Here is a 19,445-nt window from a genome sequence, read left to right on the forward strand (position 1 = left end):
CTCGATGAAGCTGGTGGCGCGAGGCGAAAGCAATGGCAATCAAACTAAGTATAAAAAAATGGAGTGCGTGGCTGGATTTAAGCCAGAGTGTGTCGGGTGTTATTTTGGCGGTGTTTTTATGGACCCACTTAGTGTTGGTGTCGTCCATTTTGTTGGGTGGCGATGCCATGCACTGGGTGGCTCGCACTATGGAGTTGAGTTTTCTCTCCAGTGATGGCCGCGGCTTCCCTTGGGTTGTGACCTGTATTGCTATCGGCATCGCCGCTTTAGCGTTAGTGCATGTGTTAGTGGCATTGCAGAAGCTGCCAATGAGTTTGCGCCAGCAAAGGGCGCTGCAACAGCAGATGCAAGTGATTAACCACAGTGATACTCGCCTATGGCGCTGGCAAGTCATCACAGGGGTGGTGATTTTGTTGTTATTGCCTGTGCATCTGTGGCTTATCGGTTCAGCCCCCGAAACCATAGGTCCGCAAGGTAGTGCCGATCGTATTTGGAATCAAGGTGTCTGGATGGTTTATCTGCCTTTGCTGCTCACTGTGGAGTTACATGCAGCAATTGGTATTTACCGTGTGGCACTTAAGTGGGGCGCGGCGCTGGATCTTAATAGCCGCAGCCGTTTGCGCAAGATCAAAACGATTGTGAGTGTGGCTTTTGTCACCGTAGGGCTTGCCTCATTGCTGGCATTTTTACCCTATGCAAGTTGAGCAAAACAAATAATAAAAGCGTGTTATCCCAAAATAATCATTGCAGTACCCGTTAAGGAGCAGGCGTGAAACTGATTTATACCGATTCATTAGTGGTTGGTGCCGGATTGGCCGGGCTAAGGGTAGCCATTGCCTCTAAAGAGCGTGGACTCGATACCTTAGTGCTTTCGCTTATTCCTGCTAAACGTTCTCACTCTGCGGCGGCGCAAGGGGGAATGCAGGCAAGTCTTGGCAATGCTGTTAAAGGCATGGGTGATGATGAAGACGTGCACTTCCAAGACACAGTTAAAGGATCGGACTGGGGCTGCGATCAAGAGGTCGCCAGAATGTTTGCTCATTGTGCGCCTAAGGCGGTACGTGAGTTAGCCAACTGGGGTGTACCTTGGTCACGCGTCAGTGCAGGTCCAAGGGAAGTGATTGTTAACGCACAAAAAGTCACTCTGCAAGAAGCCGAAGAAGCCCACGGGTTGATCAATGCTCGCGATTTTGGCGGCACCAAGAAATGGCGCACCTGTTACACCGCCGATGGTACGGGTCACTCGTTGCTTTATGCGATGGATAACAAAGCGATTTCAATGGATATTCCGGTCCATGAGCGCGTCGAAGCACTGGCGTTAATCCACGATGGAGAGCGCTGTCATGGGGTGGTTGCTCGCTGCCTTATCAGTGGTGAATTGCGTGCTTATGTGGCGAAATCAACCACCATCGCCACCGGCGGTTATGGCCGCATTTACGAAGTGTCAACCAATGCGATTATCTGCGAAGGTATCGGTCAGGCGCTTGCGCTCGAAACGGGCGTGGCGACGCTTGGTAATATGGAAGCGGTGCAATTCCACCCCACGGCAATTGTGCCAGTTGGCATTTTAACCACTGAGGGTTGCCGTGGTGATGGTGGTTTATTGCGGGATAAAGACGGTTACCGTTTTATGCCTGACTATGAGCCTGAAAAGAAAGAGCTAGCTTCGCGGGACGTGGTGTCCCGCCGCATGACCGAGCATATGCGTAAAGGTAAGGGCGTCGATAGCCCCTATGGTCCTCACTTGTGGCTGGATATTACCTTGCTTGGGCGCAAACATATCGAAACCAACCTGCGTGAAGTGCAAGAGATTTGTGAAAATTTCCTCGGTATCGATCCTGCAAAGGATTGGATCCCCGTGCGTCCAACCCAGCATTATTCTATGGGTGGCATTCGCACCAAAGCAACCGGTGAAAGTCCGCAGCTTAAGGGTTTGTTTAGTGTAGGTGAAGCCGCCTGTTGGGATATGCATGGCTTTAACCGCTTAGGTGGTAACTCGCTCGCCGAAACCGTAGTGGGCGGCATGATTATCGGCAAGTATATCGCTGATTTTTGTGAAAATAACAGCCTTGAGATCAACACAACACTTGCCGAGCAGTTTATGCGGCAGGTGCAGACTGAAATCGACACCTTAGTCGATGGCGATGGTCACGAAAGCCCCTTCGAGCTTAAGCACGCAATGCAGCGGATTATGATGGATTACGTAGGGATTTTCCGTAATGGGCCTGAACTCGATAAAGCGGTGACTGAGCTTAAAGCCTTGCTTGAGCGTTCACGCAAGCTCGGCATTAAGTGCAAAAAACGCCACGCCAATCCAGAGTTGGTGGAGGCGCTGCGGGTTAAGCGTATGCTCAAAGTCGCGCTGACTGTTGCTTGCGGCGCTGCTGCTCGCACCGAAAGCCGTGGTGCCCATGCCCGTGAAGATTATCCGCAGCGTAACGACCGCGATTGGCTTAATCGCACCCTCGCCAGTTGGCCCGATGCTAATGCGTTAGAACCCGTTTTAAGCTACGAGCCGCTGGATGTGATGAAGATGGAGTTGCCACCGGGATACCGTGGTTATGGTATCGACAATGCCATTGCTCACCCTGATACCGCTAAACGTGAGCAACAAATTGCGCAGATTTTGGCAGAGCTTGGGGAGGATGCCGATCGTTATCAACGCCAAGCGGCGCTGATGCCTTTTGAGCTGCCGCCTAGCCTGCAAGCTAACAATGAACGTTTAAGTGATACCTTACAAAAACCCTCAGCTAATGCGTTAGGAGAAAAATCATAATGAGCCAAGGTCGTCAGTTAACCTTTAATATTTTTCGTTATGATCCGCAGGAGCCAAACGATAAGCCGAAAATGGTGCGTTACCAACTCACTGAAACGCCAGGCATGACGGTGTTTATCGCCCTCAATAAACTCAGAGAAGAGCAAGATACCTCATTGCAGTTTGATTTTGTGTGTCGTGCAGGGATCTGTGGCAGTTGCGCCATGGTGATCAACGGTTTTCCAACATTGGCATGCCGCACCTTAACCGCCAAATATCCCAAGGGCGAGATCACCCTGATGCCATTACCTGGCTTTGAGTTAATTGGCGATCTCTCGGTGAATACGGGTAAGTTTATGCGTGAACTTGCTGAGCGGTTAAAGCTGTGGTTACATCCGAAGGCGAATGATATCAGCATCCATCGCCTCGAAGAGCCTATGGCGCCGGAAGAAGCTGCGCGCTTGTATGAGTTAGAGCGCTGCGTTGAATGCGGGGTTTGCGTATCAGCCTGTGCGACCAAGCAAATGCGCGAGACCTTTGTTGGTGCAGTCGGCATGATGAAGATCGCCCGCTTTGAACTCGATAGCCGTGATGCCCGTACCGCTGAGGATTTTTACCATGTGATCGGTAATCAGGACGGGGTGTTTGGCTGTATGACCTTGCTCGGCTGCCAAGATAACTGCCCTAAAGATTTACCCCATATGCAGCAGATTGCTTATCTACGCCGTAAAATGGCAATGACGCTGGTTTAGTTCCTTTTATTACTTTGATTTTAAAATGAAAAGCGCCTTTGTAGGCGCTTTTTGTTTGGGAGCTTAGCAGGCAAAAGTCTTATGAATATCCACCTGCTTAACGAATGTCGCCGAGACGGCTAAAAAAGCATTAAAGTGCGGACTTGCCATATGTGCCTCCAGCGCCGCTTGGGATTGCCACACTTCATACATCCAAAAGTGATTTGCATTATCTAAAGATCGATGCAGCGTATACTCAAAACAACCGGCCTCGGTGTGGGTGTCACTCACCAGTTGTTTGAGGATGTTAAAGAGCGCATCACTCTGACCTGAATGCGCTTGGATTTGCGCAAAAACCGTGATTTTCATTGGCTAAATCCCTCAAGTACAATTTTACCAATCGCTTTACCCGACTCAATTTGTGCATGGGCTTTAAGTAAATTTTGCGCATTGATCGTACCGTAATGCTCGCCAAAGGTGCTTTTTACTTTGCCGGTATCAATAAGTTCGGCAATGCGATTGAGTAGATGGTGCTGGGCAATCATATCCTCGGTTTGATACAGGCTGCGGGTAAACATGAGCTCCCAATGTAACGACAGGCTTTTACGCTTCAGTTTCATCACATCTAACGGGCCGACAGGATCATCAATCAGTGCCAGTTTACCTTGCGGTCTGAGCACTTTTACGATTTCGTCAAAGTGCTTATCGGTTTGAGTCAGGCTAATCACATGGGTGACATCGGCAATATCTAGCTTAGCCAGCTCTTGCGAAAGGGGTTGGTTATGATTGATGACGACATCTGCACCTAAGGTTTGCACCCAAGTTGCGGATTCTGGCCGTGATGCGGTACCGATAACCTCTGCTCCAGTCAATTTGACCGCCAGTTGAGTGATAATCGAACCCACACCGCCAGCCGCACCGATAATCAGAATACGTGCATCTGTGGCTGAGCCATCTTGTGGCAGACCTAAGCGATCAAACAATAACTCCCATGCTGTAATGCTGGTTAAGGGCAAGGCCGCAGCCTGTGCGTAGCTTAAGGTTTGCGGTTTATGGGCAACAATGCGCTCATCGACTAACTGATATTCCGCATAACTGCCACTGCGGCTAATATCGCCGGCATACCAAACCTCATCGCCCACTTTAAATAGGCTGACTTTGTCGCCAATGGCTTTAACAACACCGACGGCATCCCAACCGAGGATTTTATATTCCCCTGCGGGCGCTGAGCTGGATGCGCGGATCTTGGTGTCGACGGGGTTAACCGATATGGCTTTAACCTCGACTAAAAGATCAAAACCTGTTGGGGTGGGTTTGGCTAATGTGATGTTTTCTAATGCATTGATTGCACCTGCTGTTTGGTAACCTACGGCTCTCATAATCATTCCTCACTGGCGACTCGTGTCAGTCACTTGTCATTGAGTGCCATTGTGTGAAATATTAACCTTTAGATAAACGGGGTAAAGTTTGTAATTTTTTCAAAGGAAATTTGATAATCATGCTGCTCAATGATCTCGCATTATTTGTTCGGGTTGCCGATTGCGGCAGTATTTCGGCCGCAGCGGCTGAATTGGAACTCTCGGCAGCGTCGGCCAGTGCAGCGATTAAACGCCTTGAAAAACAGCTTGATACCAGCCTATTTGTGCGCACAACCCGCAGCCTTAGGTTAACTGCTCAAGGTGAGCGTTACCTAATCCATTGTCGCCGCGCCTTAAGTGATCTCGCCCTGGGAGAACAGGCGATCGCCAGCGATAAAGGCAAGGTGTCTGGCACCTTAAGCCTGTCTGTTTCATCAGACTTTGGGCGAAACTTATTTGTCCCTTGGCTTGATGACTTTTTACTGGATTTTCCGCAGCTGCAAGTACGTTTGCATTTGGGCGACAATATTAGCAGTTTTTACCACGATAAAATTGATGTGGCAGTGCGCTATGGTAAGCCGCAGGATTCTAATCAAGTTGCCTTTCCGATTTGCAGTGCCGACAGAGTGCTATGTGCATCGCCAAAATACCTTGCCAAGTTTGGTCAACCCGAGACATTAGAGCAGCTAACACAGCATAACTGCTTATTTTATAAATTAGATGAGAGAACCCATGACCAATGGCAATTTGAGCGTGATGGCCAGGAATGTAAAGTAAGAGTCACAGGCAATCGCAGTGCCAATGATGCTGAAATTGCGCGCCGCTGGGCGGTAGCGGGAAAGGGGTTGGTGTTTAAGTCGAGTTTAGATTTGGCAGAGGATATTATGGCAGGGCGTTTGGTGCCCTTATTGCCAGAATATCGCGGCGAGTCGGTCAATTTATACTTAGTGTGTCCTGGGCGCGAGCATGTCACTCCGGTGGTATTACTGCTTCGCGAAATGTTACGTCAGCGTTGTAAAGCGCTGCAAACGCAGTTGGCGGCTCAACATATCCTCCCAAAACACCGTTAAGCAATTGCATAGTGGTAGTATATGTAAATAAGCGTATCGCATACTGTTATTTATTTTTAAATAAAGTTTTTAAAATTGTTTTTCTTGATGAGATTAGTTGTTGCTCCTTGTGTTTATTATGTGTGTTTTTGCTAAATTTTTCTGATCTAACTCATATTTATTTTAATTTAATATGAGTTAGCTCTTGCGTGAGTTGAAAAGATTTTTTGTTCGTGCGTATGATGCAATAAATGTATCCTTTTGTATCTTTAGCTGTGATGTTGCAGTGGAGATTATTTATAGCATGACGTATTGACGAGCAATGTTAATTAAATTAGCCACAAAAAATTATCCAAAAATACCAAAGCGTTTTCTTTTCGCTGTGGGTGAGTGGCTGATGTTTGGAATATTATGGGTGAGCTTACCTGTGAATATTGCCGCTGCATCTGATTCATGTATTGTTGGAAAAAATAGCTTATCAATGGCTTCTGTGATGGCGTCTCACTGTGAACCTGTTAGCCATCAGTCAACAGTAATAGTTGGTGAATATGGCGCTCCCCTTTGGACTGGCTTTAGCCAAACGGATTTTGAAAGCATATTTTGGGGAGCGTCCTTTTTCGTTTTTTTTAGTTTTATTTATTTAATCTTAACCATATTTATTCGTGGTTATATTACTAATATAGAAAACTATTATTCAGTTTTACTTAATTGGATTAAATCAGTTCAAGCAAGTACATCCTAGTGCTACATAGAGCGAATGCTCACTATCAAGATTTTCCATTAAAAATATAAATCAAGGTTTTATTATGCAACCAACGAATAATCAATATTATTCGTCGATTTCTCGTCGGCGAAATAAATGGTCAGTACTTTTCTGCGTGCAGGTGATGCTGGCCAGTTTCTCATTTGTCGGCCAAGTATTGGCCGTCAATGAATTTGAGTTAGCAACGGATGCACAAGTCGCAAAATGGTCTGGCTACGTTAATGTGGGTTTTACGCGAAACATCTATGACTCAGATAGTTATTACGCCTATCAAGCCTTTAACATCGATAGCCGGATCGATTACAAGGCAAATTGGGGCAATGTGCTATTTACCCTTGGGGGTGAAAAGCAAACATTACATGGCAAGGAGTCCAGTTTTTATGACCCTTTGCTGGAGTACCGCACGCCACTGTATGCCTTAAGCGATACCGTCTCATTGAAAGGTAGTTTAGGTGTGTATCTGCCCGCAGAACGCGAATCAAAGCTGGATCGGTTGCAATATGCGCCACGCATTGCCGCGTACTTATTTTGGAGCCCGCTAGATAACCTAAGTTTTTATTTTTCACCGCGCTATCGCTACAACGCTTACCAATACAAAACCGCTGGTGAGCGCGTGTTAGTTGAACAGCAACTCGATGGATTAGTCGATGCTTATTGGCAAATAACCGCCAATTGGTATTTGGATGTGAGTGGTCGTTATCGGATTTCTAAAAACTATTACGGTCGCCGACTCGACGATCAATTTACCTTCGCCCAAGAACTCGGTTGGTCGTTTAAGCCTGATTGGGTGTTGGCTGTTGGTCACAACAATAGTGGTCGTTTCTATAACCCAGAAGTGGGGACATCTCAGGGATTTGAGATTTATGACAAAAAGAGTTCAACCTTTTATTTGTCAATTACTAAATATCTATAAAAACAGTAGTTAAGAGGAATCTATGAAGAAGTCAATGGTATGTCTGGCGATCACCAGCGCACTGACCCTTGTGGGGTGTGGTGCCGGCGATGAGCCTTATAAAGAACTCCCGAAAGATGAAAAGCAAGTCACCACTGCTGACATCGATAAAGCAACTGAGCGGCAGTATCTCTACATTCGCAGCGTGGGTAAGGCTCCGCGTTATGCCGCTGAGGTGCGAGGTTTTACTCAAGGTGATCCTAAGTTGGTGACCTTGCATAAAACTGAGAATGGCATCCAAGTACGTCAAATTGATCGAGATAATATCGGATTAGGTCATGACAGTCGTTATCCTAATGAGTATAACCAAGCGCCAGTATTAACCATTCCCGGCGAATATATCGATTTTAAATGTACCGAAGACAAATGGCGTGAGTGTATTAACGTGGAGCAAGTTAATACCGATGCTAATTTAACATGGCAGAATAAACGTTACTTTGTCCCTGATTTTGCCAAAGCTAAAATTGCCGAGTTGGGCATTAATGACATATTTACCTTTGGGGAATGCGTTACTGAAACCGAAGCGCCGCGTTTAGTGAATACTCAAGGCCAAAAAGGCTATGAGATGGATTTAGCCAAGGGCGTGGTTAACTTTGAAATTGAGCATACCTATCAAGCTTCACCAAGTTGCTTTAACCAATTTTACGGTGGCAATCTCGACAATTTATCCTTTACGACCACTGAGTTTATTTCGATTGTGGCGGTGGATCAGTTAGCCAGTAAAGACTATCAAGCGATTCCTTATGCCGAAAACGAAAAGGGCGCATTTGGTTTCTTTACCTCCTCCCATACCTATCGTGATGCGACTGACTCAGAGGGCGTTGACGGGTATGTGCGAACTTACTTGAATCGCTTTAATCCGGCCAAATCGGAACTGACTTATTACCTGAGTAATAATTTCTACGATGCGAAAAATAAACCCTTTTTGGATGCTGCCATTGAGTCTGTTACGGCAATTAACATTCAAAACAAGTTGTATAAAACCGGTTTTCCACAGATAAAACTTGAGCAAGCCAACGATAAACGCCATGGCGACCTACGTTATAGCAACATCACTTTATTCGATGAGCCTCTGGATAATGGCCTGGCGGGTTATGGTCCATCAGCGGCAAACCCGCTAACAGGTGAAATTGTTAGTGCGCGAGTCAATCAATACAGCTCGAATCTAAAACAAGGCGCCGTTCGTTACTATCGTCAAGTGCGTTTAGATTATAACAGAGGCAAATTGGACGCGAATTCAGTCACATCGTTAACGGGCGAGCCTTATGTATCGAATTTGAACAAGCCAGATGTCAGCCTCGATACCGCGCCTGTTGAGGCGGCAGCATTTGAGCAACCCACTCAGCAACTCATTGCTGCACCCAAATCGCTGTTATTAACGCCCAAGGATAATAGCTTCGATGCCTTAGCGGATTTTGACGAAAAAACACAAGCGTTTTGGTCTGAAAACTCAATGATGCATGTCGATACCGTGTTTGCTACAGGTGGTAGTGATCGTGAATTACCACGCGGTATCAAAGGTCATGAAATTGACTGGAAAAAAGCCGACATGTGGGTTGATGGCAAAGTGGGCGGTAAGTTAGCGGCATTTGAAGATCTGCCCATAAGTTTACAAGACACCTTAACAACAGCCCTAGCTGCACAAGCATTTGCTGGCACCTTGACCCATGAGTTAGGACATACTTTTGGCTTAAGGCATAACTTTGCAGGGAGTCGCGACCACGACAATACCTTTAACCAAGCACAACTGAAGGAGTTAAAAGCCGCCTTTAGCGATGCAGGTTACCCAGACATTACTGTTAATGCCGAGTTTTCGAGCCAAATGGATTATAACGTGAATCGGTTTGCGACCACGTTTGAACCCTATGACTTAGCTGCATTACGTTTTGGCTATGCCCGTGAAGTAGAAACGAAGACCAATGAATTTGTGTCGCTCAAAGCGGAAGATGCTAAGCGTCGTGACGAACTTGCCAAAGGCGTCGTTAACGGTGATACCCGATTTGGCGCGCTTTATAACATCGAGCAAAACAATAGCCTACGTCAGTATTCTTTCTGTACTGATGAGCACGTGTCCCTTAACAGCAACTGTAATCGTGGAGATGCGGGCAAAAACTTGGATGATATTGGTCAGTTTTATATCGAAAAGTATTTCGATAGCTACGAGACCATGAACCTACGCCATAATCGTCAATCTTTGTTTGAAGATCATAGCCTAAGTTACGCTATTAATCGTAAAGCTCAGTTTGATGAAATACGTCAATTCATTGAAGATGTGAGCTTTTTAGAGCAATTATTTGGTCTATCTGAAAACTTTTTCGCTGGTGAATGCGAACGATTGGCGGCGGCAGGTAGCGAGGCTTGGTATTGCGCGAATCAGCGGGCGATGAATCAGTCGGCAGATTTCTTCCTCAAGCTGGTTGGAGAAAATGATGCGACCCTCGATGTGACATACAAGCAAGCCGATGGCAGCGTTGCGTTAAGGCAACAGTACAATTTTGCTAAGGTACTTGAGCAATATCGTTTTAAAAGCGGCGATATGAAGGCGCAATTTGAGCCAGGTGAGGTGATCAGTCAGTTCTCTGATTCTCCTGAAGCCTTGAAAGAGTTGATCATTAAATCGCAAATCAATCCTAAATTTCAGGATTTATTAACGGCGGATGTTAGCTTTTCGGGTCGCTTACTCAACGGCATTAAAACGCCAGCATCTTCACCTAACCACCCCTATGTGAATGAACGCGACGTGTTGGGAGTGTGGCCAGATAAATTGTTAGCCGTGAGAGCCTTAGTATCACGTACCACTCCCCGTAGTACGTCAAGCCGTGGCTATAAAGCATTGGTTGATTTACCTAATGTGGGTCCGGTGTTCCAAGACATGCTGTGTAAAATGACCATGGGCGAAGGTCCTGGCCTGACTCGCGGTAATACGCCGCTCTTTACCGAAAGCTGTGGCGTGAGTGGTAAGCTCGATAGCTATCTGCCTTATTACACTGATTTTGCACAACAAAGTATTGAACCATTACCTAATTATGACCGTTCAGTATCACGTTACTTCCAATTTGATACCGTTAACGGCCAACCAAAAGGTAAGAGTAATTTACTGCAGATGATATTACGCCAAGTGGTGCTTGCATCCGTGGACAGTGACTATCAAGGCGAGCAAAAAGCTAGGGTATGGCGTGAATACGTTGGTATTCGTTTAGCGGGTCCAGCATTGGCGACTCAAGCAGAAGTGACGGTAAATGGCCGAGTGTATGCTGCAACCGCAGAAAACACTTTAGCATTGGCGCTGATTAACCGAATTAAAGAGATGGAAACCTTTAAGACGCAGGCCGGTGAGGCCACGCTTGCCATCAAGTTAAACAACGGCACAGTAGGTGAGATCATTGACAGGCAGCTAAGTCGAGATCAGCTAGTGCTCAGTTATTTACCTGTGCTTGATTAAGTCACTTGAATCGAGTGAGCCGCACCCGCGGCTTTGCAATCCATAACCATGTGTAAAACATAAAAAAGGCCGCTCAGTGAGCGGCCTTATTATTCATGTAATCTTGTATGGCTTAAGACTTGGCGCGTTTCATCGCGGTGAAGAATTCATCGTTAGTCTTCGTCATCGCCAGTTTATCAATGAGGAATTCCATTGCGCTGACTTCATCCATTGGATTGAGGATCTTACGTAGGATCCACATTTTTTGTAGCTCGTCCGGATTTGTCAGTTTCTCTTCACGACGAGTACCGCTGCGGTTAAAGTCAATCGCAGGGAAGACACGTTTTTCAGCGGCTTTGCGTGACAGATGCAGCTCTTGGTTACCTGTACCTTTAAACTCTTCGTAAATCACTTCGTCCATCTTAGAACCAGTATCGACTAACGCCGTCGCGATAATGGTTAAGCTGCCGCCGTTTTCAATGTTACGAGCCGCACCGAAGAAGCGCTTAGGACGGTGTAGGGCGTTAGCGTCCACACCACCCGTTAACACTTTGCCCGATGAAGGGATGACAGTGTTATACGCACGTGCTAAACGGGTGATAGAGTCGAGTAGAATCACTACGTCTTTTTTGTGTTCGACTAAACGCTTAGCTTTTTCAATAACCATTTCAGCCACTTGTACGTGACGGCTTGCTGGTTCGTCGAAGGTAGATGCAATAACTTCGCCTTTAACGAGGCGTTGCATCTCTGTCACTTCTTCTGGACGTTCATCGATCAGCAGAACCATCAACACCACTTCAGGGTTGTTGTAGGTAATTGACTGGGCAATGTTCTGCAGTAATAACGTCTTACCTGCTTTCGGTGGCGCAACGATCAGACCACGTTGACCCTTACCGATAGGTGAACATAAATCCAGAATACGGGCAGTGATGTCTTCAGTTGAGCCATTACCACGCTCCATACGCATACGTTCTTCTGCGTGGAGTGGGGTTAAGTTTTCAAAGAGGATTTTATTGCGAGAGTTTTCAGGTTTATCAAAGTTAACTTCGTTAACTTTTAACAGGGCAAAATAACGTTCACCTTCTTTGGGTGGGCGAATCTTACCAAAAATAGTGTCACCCGTTCGCATGTTAAAACGGCGAATTTGGCTTGGTGAAACGTAAATATCATCTGGGCCAGCTAAGTAAGATCCATCTGCACTACGTAAGAAACCGAATCCGTCTTGGAGTATCTCTAATACGCCGCCACCGAAAATGTCTTCGCCGCTTTTGGCGTGGGCTTTAAGGATGGAGAAAATAATGTCCTGCTTGCGAGCACGGGCCATATTTTCGAGTTTCATGTTTTCGGCTAGCGAAACTAGGTCGGATATCGGCGTGTCTTTTAATTCAGTTAAGTTCATGTTGGGGATCTTGTGTTACGCGACAAAGCTTACCTCGATCAATCAGTAAAGTTTGTGATTCAGGATAGTTATTGATGAGCGAGAAGTGGTTTAGTTAGAAAGAATCTGGTTATTAAAGTAGCACTAACAAAGCAGGGCGTCCAGAAATTTAGGGGGATTCCGGCACAATTTAATTTAAGCTTGTGCCGGACGTCACTCATAGCGACAACAAATTAGATTTGTGCGTCGATAAACTCTTTTAATTGAGTTTTAGAGAGGGCGCCAACTTTGGTCGCAGCTAACTCGCCGTTTTTGAATAACAGTAGAGTTGGGATACCGCGAACGCCATATTTAGCAGGAGAAACGTTGTTTTGGTCAACGTTTAATTTAGCGATAGTCACGCGACCTGCGTACTCTTCGGCAACGTCGTCAAGGATTGGTGCGATCATTTTGCATGGACCACACCACTCAGCCCAAAAGTCTACCAATACTGGTAAATCGGCCTTTAATACGTCGTTTTCGAAGCTGTCGTCGCTCAGGTATATAATTTTATCGCTCATGATGTTCTCCAGTTTGGTTGCCATTGCTGGTTTGTTAATGGCTTACCATGTATATTGGGGCTGAAAAATAGCTTTTCAAGTTACCTTTTACAATGTGGCTATTTCAAACGATCGAGTATCTTATTGCAACCCCAAATGGTATGCTTGCGCTATGAGCCAAACACATTTATCAAATCAAAAATTTGCCGACCTACCTCTACATCCTGAGGTAAAACAGGCCCTTGCCGAGAACGGCTTTGAATTTTGTACGCCGATTCAGGCGTTATCATTACCCGTATTACTTCAATCAAAAGATATCGCTGGCCAAGCTCAAACGGGCACAGGCAAGACAATGGCGTTTTTGGTTGCCACATTTAACCATTTATTGTCGTCCTCCATTCCTGAAGGGCGCCAATTAAATCAACCTCGTGCCATTATCATGGCACCTACCCGTGAATTAGCGATCCAAATTGCTAAGGATGCGATTTTACTCGCGAAACATACTCGCCTAAAGGTGGGTATTGTTTATGGTGGCGAGAGTTATGATGTTCAACGTAAAGTGCTCGACCAAGGTGTTGATATCTTAATCGGTACTACCGGACGGATTATCGATTATGTGCGTCAGGGCATTATCAATTTAAATGCGATTCAAGCTGTTGTGTTAGACGAAGCCGATCGTATGTTTGACCTCGGTTTTATCAAGGATATTCGTTTTCTATTCCGACGTATGCCCAATGCCGATCAGCGCCTGAATATGTTGTTTTCAGCCACGCTTTCGATGAAGGTGCAAGAGTTGGCCTATGATCATATGAATGATCCAGTGAAAGTCGAAATCGCACCTGAAGAAAAAACCTCCAAGAACATCAAAGAAGAAATTTTCTATCCTTCCCAAGAAGATAAGATGCGTTTACTGCTAACGCTGATTGAAGAAGACTGGCCTGAGAAAGCCATTGTTTTTTCAAACACCAAGCATAGCTGTGAAAACTTATGGTCTTGGCTTGAGGGTGATGGCCACCGTGTGGGTCTGCTTACGGGCGATGTGCCACAGAAGAAACGTATTCGAATCCTTGAACAATTCACTCAAGGCCAATTAGATATTTTGGTCGCGACTGACGTTGCCGCACGTGGTCTACATATTTCCGATGTTTCCCATGTGTACAATTATGATTTACCTGATGATTGTGAAGATTATGTCCATCGTATCGGTCGTACTGGACGCGCGGGTAACAAGGGCGTATCAGTCAGTTTTGCCTGTGAGGAATATGCACTAAACTTGCCTGCGATTGAAACTTATATCAATCACTCTATTCCTGTGAGTAATTATGATCGCGATGCGCTGCTCGATGATATTCCATCGCCGGTCAAGATCCACCGTAAACACCCAGCGGGTGCCCGTAATTTACGTGAGCGCTCAGGAGCGGGTCGAACTCCAGGTGCTCATCGCAGTGGTGGTCGTCCGCCTCGCCATGACAGGACGCGTAGACAGCCGTAAATGCCAACACCTGCTTATGCTGCCATTACTTTAGGCTCTAACAGTTTTAATATGCTGATCGCTAAGACAAAAGGCGATCAGCCACATATTATTGCTAAATATAAACGTAAAGTCAGGTTAGCCGAAGGGATTGGCGAAGATGGTTATTTATCACAGGAAGTGATGCAGCGAGGCTTAGATTGCCTCGCCATGTTTGCCCAAATGTTAACACTGCATAAAATCCATCCCAATCATGTTGCTGTGATTGCCACAGCAACACTGCGTACCATCAATAACGCCGACGAGTTTAACCAGAAGGCCATTCCTCTCCTTGGTCACCCAATTGAGATTATTTCGGGCATGCGTGAAGCTGAACTGATTTATCAAGGTATGGTGGCAACAACCTGTGGCCAAGGTCGACGCTTAGTGATTGATATTGGTGGAGCAAGCAGCGAATTTATTATCGGTGATGGTCATCAAGTCCAATTTAAAACTAGCTTGCCGATGGGCAGTGTGACCTTTAATCGACGCTTCTTTAGCAACGCGCCGGTGCAAGAACTCGACTTTGACGATGCTAAACAGCAAGTGCTGGAAGTGCTAGGTGAGCATAGACAAAGGCTAAAAGACTTAGGGTGGCATTGTGTGGTTGGGGCTTCTGGCGCGGTGCAATCAGTGGTCGAAATCTTGATGCATCGCAAACTGTCAGAAATCATCACTTTATCTGTGTTGACACAGCTGAAAGCGGAAATCCTTGCCGAGGAGGATGCGAGTCTTTCTGGCATTATTGGCTTAAGTGTTGAACGTGCGCCGACATTTGCTGCAGGAGTCGCGATTTTACTCGCCCTATTTGAGCTTTTGGGTCTTGAACAATTAGCACTATCCGGTGGCGCATTGCGTGAAGGCGTGTTAGTGATGTTGGCTAATCGGATACTTGAAAGCTAGGAAGGGCGCTGCTGCGCAACTGCTAGGACGCTTCGCGGCTAGGGCGTCGCGAAGCTCCTTCTAGAATCTAGAACCTATCAGGGCGTAGCCCGCTCTGTTTTATTTCAATATTTCGGCTAAGTCTTTTTCGAGCGATACGGTTGGACGCTCTACGATACGGCCAATTTCTTTACCTTGTTGTTGCACGATAAAGGTGGGGATGCGTTTAAACTCGTATTTTGCCGCCAGCCCTTCAGGATCTTGCTTGCTGCGATCGACGCCAATATAAGTCACTTTGATATTGGGGTTGGCCACTTCTTCGATAATGCGGATAAAACGTGGCGTTTCGCGATGGCAGTCTGGGCACCAAGTACCAATAATCACTACGATTTCTGTTGGTTCCGTAACTTTTTTGAGTGGTGCTAAGGCGTCGGTATCGACTTGGTAGCTTTTGTAGCCTTCAGCAAACTCATTGAGATCTTTTACTAAATGTTGCGCTTCAACTACACCGGTTAAAATCACTTCTTGCTTCTCCTCGCTGCAGGTGGCAATCAAGCCCTGTTTTTGCTCTTCAAAGCCACAGCCGCCATTTGCTAGTACTTGGCAACTAAAAAATAACGCGGTCGTGGCGAGTAATGCTTTAACGTTATTGTGCATGATATGCCCTCAAAATCGAAGAAGAATGAGTTTGCATTCAAACACTAATTTTGGTTTTCTAAAAGTTGCCAATGAATTTGCTGCAAGGCAGATCACGTATCGCTAATGTAAAACTTGCTCCTGCCCGCAAAAAGTTAGCTATTGTTCCAATAACTTGGCGAGGATGGGTTTATTCGCCTCAGGGAAATCGTAATGGGTGAGATCATGTTTATCGACCCAAGCAATTTGTTGCCCTTCAAGCCCCTGCGCCTCGCCAGTAAAGTCGCTCACAGTATGAATATCGAGCAAAACCTGCTTATCGGGATAATCGTAGCTTAACGCCATAAAAGGTTCGCTTGAATGGACGTTTAGCGCCACTTCTTCTTTTAACTCACGTATTAAGGCTTGGGTAACGGTTTCGTTCAGTTCGACTTTACCGCCGGGAAATTCCCACTTGCCGCCCTGATGTAAATGCTCCGGGCGCTTGGCGAGTAAGATTTGTCCGTTAGCATTAAGAATAATGCCCACGGCAACATGGATGCGTTTTGTCATAAATTTCTACTTATCACTGTATAGCCAAACAATCTGAAACTCGTCGCTTCTGGCTGCTGGTAAATATACGGAGTTGTTATATGAAGCTTATTCTTTAAAGAAGCTGTCTTCGTCGTAACCGAGTTCGTCTAAAGCGTCGAGGTCAAATTCAGATTTAACTGGAATGGCATGTTTTTCGGACGCCCAATCACCGAGGTCGATCATCTTGCAACGTTCGCTACAAAAAGGCTTAAATTTCGATTGAGGCCCCCATTCTACTGGGGTTTTACAAATAGGGCAGCTTACGGTTAACGGCATAATGGGGCTCTCTTGATTTACTGCGGAATAACAAATATCAATGCCGTTAGTGTAATGGCTTCAAGCACAGGTCGCTAGTAAGAATTCGATGCTGCGGTCTGAGTGGCGTTGTTGATCGAATTGTACAAAATGAATGGCGAAGCGATTTTTATGGCCGCTGATCGTCGGATAGCAACCGTGGGCAGCATCGACTTTGACTCGAACCAAGGACAGGGCTTGGGTGCTATCCCCTTGATAAAATCCGGCGTGGGCGGTGGCTTTAGCGTAATCAGCGGTACTGCGGGTCAGTTGAAGTAAAAGGGCGATTGGGGTGAGTAGGGGCTCGAAATGACTTACCCAAGCTTGGTAATCCTGTCGTCTTTCATCCCAAGGTTTGGCGAGCCAAAAATGCAGTTGGGGCAGGTCGAAATTGCAGCAAGCGCCCGGCATACCAAAGCGTTGTCTGAGCGCGGATAAAAATCGGTCTTGTTTTAGTTGATTCCCACAACGCTCGGGGCGTTGTAATGACTCTCTGGCTTGAGTTAAGGCTTCAATATAAAACGTGATTTGTTTGCTATCGATATGTTCGAGTTCTTGCCATTTGCTCAGTTGCAGAAGATTTCGCTCGATATCTTTAAGGACTTCATTGCGATAGTCACAGCGTTCCGATAACTCGCACAGGGAAAAAAGAGGGTAAAAACATCTATGTTGGTGGTCGTTATTTAGGTTATTACAGAGCTGTTTACTGAGGTATTCGAGTCGTAAGTAACTTCGAATCTTCTCATTTAAAGGCTGTTCATAAACTAAGTCAGTCATGGGCGTTGTGATTACCGGATAATTGTAAATAGCGTTGATGCAATGCGTGCACCTCTCGTTTTAATCTTGATATCTCTCCATGATTATCAATAATGTCGTCTGCTCTGGCGAGTTTTTCACTGCGACTACATTGGCTGTTAATGATGTTATTTACTTGAGTTGCATCAACATTATCTCGTTGTACGGTACGGCTGATTTGCAACTCTGGCGAAATATCCACCACTAAAGTCCGATGGACTAACCTATCTAACCCATTCTCAAATAGCAAGGGTACAACCATAATTACATAGTCTGAGGTGGCTTTTTCGACCTGCAAAAGCATTTCTTGGCGGATCATAGGGTGAAGTAGTTGGTTTAACCACTGGCGTTCTTGTTCATCATTAAACACCCGTTGCCTTAGCTTTGCGCGGTCAAGTTCGCCCGAGGCCGTTAACATCTCGGTACCAAAATGGCTAATAATGGCGTTTAACCCGTGGGTGCCTGGTGCGACGACTTCTCGAGCAACTACATCGGCATCGACTAGGCAAATACCTTCTTCGGCAAACAGATTCGCCACAGTGGTTTTACCGCTGCCAATCCCGCCCGTTAAACCGACAACAAATTTGGACATAATTCTCTCTGAAAGCTAAGAAGGACGCTACGCTGCTAGGACCTAGAGCGGACTTCGTCCTGCTAGGGCGTCGCTGCGCTCCTTCTAGAATCTAAAGCCTAGAACCTAGAATCTAGCACCTAGAATCTAGAACCTATAAGGACAAAGTCTGTTCTATAACGTACTTAAATACCAATCCACTATAGGTTGGCCCCATATTAGGGCGATCCAGCCTGCGGCGGCAATGTAAGGACCAAAGGGAATCGGGTTAGCAAGCTGATTACGCTTGGTCACGATCAGCGTGATGCCAACGAAGGCGCCAACCAAGGATGAAAGTAAAATGACCAGCGGCAACATTTGCCAGCCTAGCCAAGCACCAAATACGGCGAGTAGTTTAAAGTCACCATAACCCATGCCCTCTTTGCCAGTTAACAGCTTAAACAGCCAAAAAATCGACCACAAACTTAAATAGCCAGCTGCCGCACCAATCATCGCATCGGCTGGGCTGGTAAAGGTATGGTTTAGGTTGATGAGTAGCCCTAACCACAGCAGGGGAAGGGTCATCTGATCGGGTAACAGCATTTCATCCAGATCGATTCCCGTCAGCGCAATCAACACAAAAGTGAGGATTGCAGCAAACACAAATTGCCAGCTTGGGCCAAAATGCCAAGCCAATGTCGCAACCAGTAAACCGGTTATTAATTCAATAATGGGGTAACGGGCTGAGATTGGCGCGCTACAGGCGGCGCATTTTCCTCGCAACATTAACCAGCCTAACATCGGTAAATTATGCCAAGGTTTGATGGCGGTTTTACATTTAGGGCAAGCGGAGCCTGGCACCACGAGATTGTATTTTGGAGGATAGTGATCTATCGCTTTACTGAGCTTATCGATACCCACTTGCTTAACAATATCGGCATGATATTCCTGCAAATACTGATTACATTCCTGCTGCCATTCGCGTTTCATCATCACCGGAAAACGGTGAATCACCACATTTAAAAAGCTGCCAATGGTGGCCGCAAACACAAAACTTAATGAGATAAAAAGCCATGGTGCTTGGTCAAAGGTGTGACCCAATAAAGTGAAAAATTCAGTCATTATTCTTACTTAATTATATTGTTCAATGTAAAACGGATGTTAGGCGTCTAGGACGCTTCGCTAGAATCTAGGACGCAGCAAAAAACGCTGCTCTAGAACCTAGGACCTAGAATCTATAAGGGCGCAGCCCGTTCTGC

19 protein-coding genes are annotated in these 19,445 nt (G+C 46.1%); 9 read left to right on the forward strand and 10 right to left on the reverse strand.

Annotated elements, in window-relative coordinates; genetic code table 11:
* Positions 1-32: 32 nt before the first annotated feature.
* The 3 genes from SO_RS01910 to SO_RS01920 all read left to right on the forward strand — a co-directional run bounded on the left by SO_RS01910 (position 33) and on the right by SO_RS01920 (position 3,507).
* Positions 33-704, forward strand: coding sequence for a fumarate reductase cytochrome b subunit (locus tag SO_RS01910; protein WP_011070757.1), 672 nt, complete (start codon positions 33-35; stop codon positions 702-704).
* Positions 705-769: 65 nt separating this feature from the next.
* Complete coding sequence (locus tag SO_RS01915) at positions 770-2,776, forward strand: fumarate reductase flavoprotein subunit (protein WP_011070758.1); 2,007 nt, start codon at positions 770-772, stop codon at positions 2,774-2,776.
* Positions 2,776-3,507, forward strand: a complete 732-nt coding sequence (locus SO_RS01920; protein WP_011070759.1) for a fumarate reductase iron-sulfur subunit — start codon at positions 2,776-2,778, stop codon at positions 3,505-3,507. Before SO_RS01915 ends, SO_RS01920 begins: the two co-directional genes overlap by 1 nt.
* Positions 3,508-3,570: 63 nt before the next feature.
* Here SO_RS01920 and SO_RS01925 read toward each other — a convergent pair whose 3' ends face one another.
* Both SO_RS01925 and SO_RS01930 read right to left on the reverse strand, forming a co-directional pair.
* Positions 3,571-3,855 (reverse strand): putative quinol monooxygenase, encoded by a 285-nt coding sequence (locus SO_RS01925; RefSeq protein ID WP_011070760.1) that lies wholly within the window; start codon positions 3,853-3,855, stop codon positions 3,571-3,573.
* A complete protein-coding gene (locus SO_RS01930; RefSeq protein WP_011070761.1) occupies positions 3,852-4,865 on the reverse strand; it encodes a zinc-binding alcohol dehydrogenase family protein in 1,014 nt (337 codons plus the stop codon). Before SO_RS01930 ends, SO_RS01925 begins: the two co-directional genes overlap by 4 nt.
* A gap of 119 nt (positions 4,866-4,984) precedes the next feature.
* Between SO_RS01930 and SO_RS01935 the strand changes: the two genes are divergently transcribed.
* The 4 genes from SO_RS01935 (at position 4,985) to SO_RS01950 (ending at position 11,050) form a co-directional block, all read left to right on the forward strand.
* Entirely contained in the window at positions 4,985-5,914 is a 930-nt protein-coding gene (locus SO_RS01935) for a LysR family transcriptional regulator (RefSeq protein WP_011070762.1), read from the forward strand.
* Between the two features lie 301 nt (positions 5,915-6,215).
* Positions 6,216-6,635 carry a hypothetical protein gene (locus SO_RS01940; RefSeq protein WP_164925600.1) on the forward strand — a complete coding sequence of 140 codons (420 nt, stop codon included), beginning with the start codon at positions 6,216-6,218 and terminating at the stop codon, positions 6,633-6,635.
* Between the two features lie 64 nt (positions 6,636-6,699).
* Complete coding sequence (locus SO_RS01945; RefSeq protein WP_011070763.1) at positions 6,700-7,569, forward strand: hypothetical protein; 870 nt, start codon at positions 6,700-6,702, stop codon at positions 7,567-7,569.
* 22 nt (positions 7,570-7,591) lie between these two features.
* Positions 7,592-11,050 carry a zinc-dependent metalloprotease gene (locus SO_RS01950; protein ID WP_011070764.1) on the forward strand — a complete coding sequence of 1,153 codons (3,459 nt, stop codon included), beginning with the start codon at positions 7,592-7,594 and terminating at the stop codon, positions 11,048-11,050.
* A gap of 112 nt (positions 11,051-11,162) precedes the next feature.
* Here SO_RS01950 and rho read toward each other — a convergent pair whose 3' ends face one another.
* Together rho and trxA are read right to left on the reverse strand one after the other, a co-directional pair.
* Positions 11,163-12,428, reverse strand: a complete 1,266-nt coding sequence (rho, locus tag SO_RS01955) for a transcription termination factor Rho (RefSeq protein ID WP_011070765.1) — start codon at positions 12,426-12,428, stop codon at positions 11,163-11,165.
* 212 nt (positions 12,429-12,640) lie between these two features.
* Positions 12,641-12,967: a thioredoxin TrxA gene (gene trxA / locus SO_RS01960; protein WP_011070766.1), complete on the reverse strand. Its 327-nt coding sequence runs from the start codon at positions 12,965-12,967 to the stop codon at positions 12,641-12,643.
* A gap of 151 nt (positions 12,968-13,118) precedes the next feature.
* Between trxA and rhlB the strand changes: the two genes are divergently transcribed.
* Together rhlB and SO_RS01970 are read left to right on the forward strand one after the other, a co-directional pair.
* Positions 13,119-14,438 (forward strand): ATP-dependent RNA helicase RhlB, encoded by a 1,320-nt coding sequence (gene rhlB, locus SO_RS01965; protein ID WP_011070767.1) that lies wholly within the window; start codon positions 13,119-13,121, stop codon positions 14,436-14,438.
* Positions 14,439-15,359: a Ppx/GppA phosphatase family protein gene (locus SO_RS01970; RefSeq protein WP_011070768.1), complete on the forward strand. Its 921-nt coding sequence runs from the start codon at positions 14,439-14,441 to the stop codon at positions 15,357-15,359.
* 99 nt (positions 15,360-15,458) lie between these two features.
* Here the strand turns inward: SO_RS01970 and SO_RS01975 are convergent, their stop codons facing one another.
* From SO_RS01975 to SO_RS02000, 6 genes are all read right to left on the reverse strand, one after another.
* Positions 15,459-15,995: a thioredoxin family protein gene (locus SO_RS01975; protein WP_011070769.1), complete on the reverse strand. Its 537-nt coding sequence runs from the start codon at positions 15,993-15,995 to the stop codon at positions 15,459-15,461.
* A gap of 138 nt (positions 15,996-16,133) precedes the next feature.
* Positions 16,134-16,526, reverse strand: coding sequence for an 8-oxo-dGTP diphosphatase MutT (mutT, locus tag SO_RS01980; protein WP_011070770.1), 393 nt, complete (start codon positions 16,524-16,526; stop codon positions 16,134-16,136).
* An 87-nt stretch (positions 16,527-16,613) separates the two neighbouring features.
* Complete coding sequence (gene yacG, locus SO_RS01985; protein WP_011070771.1) at positions 16,614-16,823, reverse strand: DNA gyrase inhibitor YacG; 210 nt, start codon at positions 16,821-16,823, stop codon at positions 16,614-16,616.
* 60 nt (positions 16,824-16,883) lie between these two features.
* Entirely contained in the window at positions 16,884-17,618 is a 735-nt protein-coding gene (zapD, locus tag SO_RS01990) for a cell division protein ZapD (RefSeq protein ID WP_011070772.1), read from the reverse strand.
* On the reverse strand, positions 17,611-18,228 hold the full coding sequence (gene coaE, locus SO_RS01995) for a dephospho-CoA kinase (protein WP_011070773.1): 618 nt from the start codon (positions 18,226-18,228) through the stop codon (positions 17,611-17,613). Before coaE ends, zapD begins: the two co-directional genes overlap by 8 nt.
* Before the next feature lie 153 nt (positions 18,229-18,381).
* Entirely contained in the window at positions 18,382-19,308 is a 927-nt protein-coding gene (locus SO_RS02000) for a prepilin peptidase (protein ID WP_011070774.1), read from the reverse strand.
* Positions 19,309-19,445 lie beyond the last annotated feature (137 nt).

The organism is Shewanella oneidensis MR-1 (genome assembly GCF_000146165.2).
Taxonomy (GTDB): domain Bacteria; phylum Pseudomonadota; class Gammaproteobacteria; order Enterobacterales; family Shewanellaceae; genus Shewanella; species Shewanella oneidensis.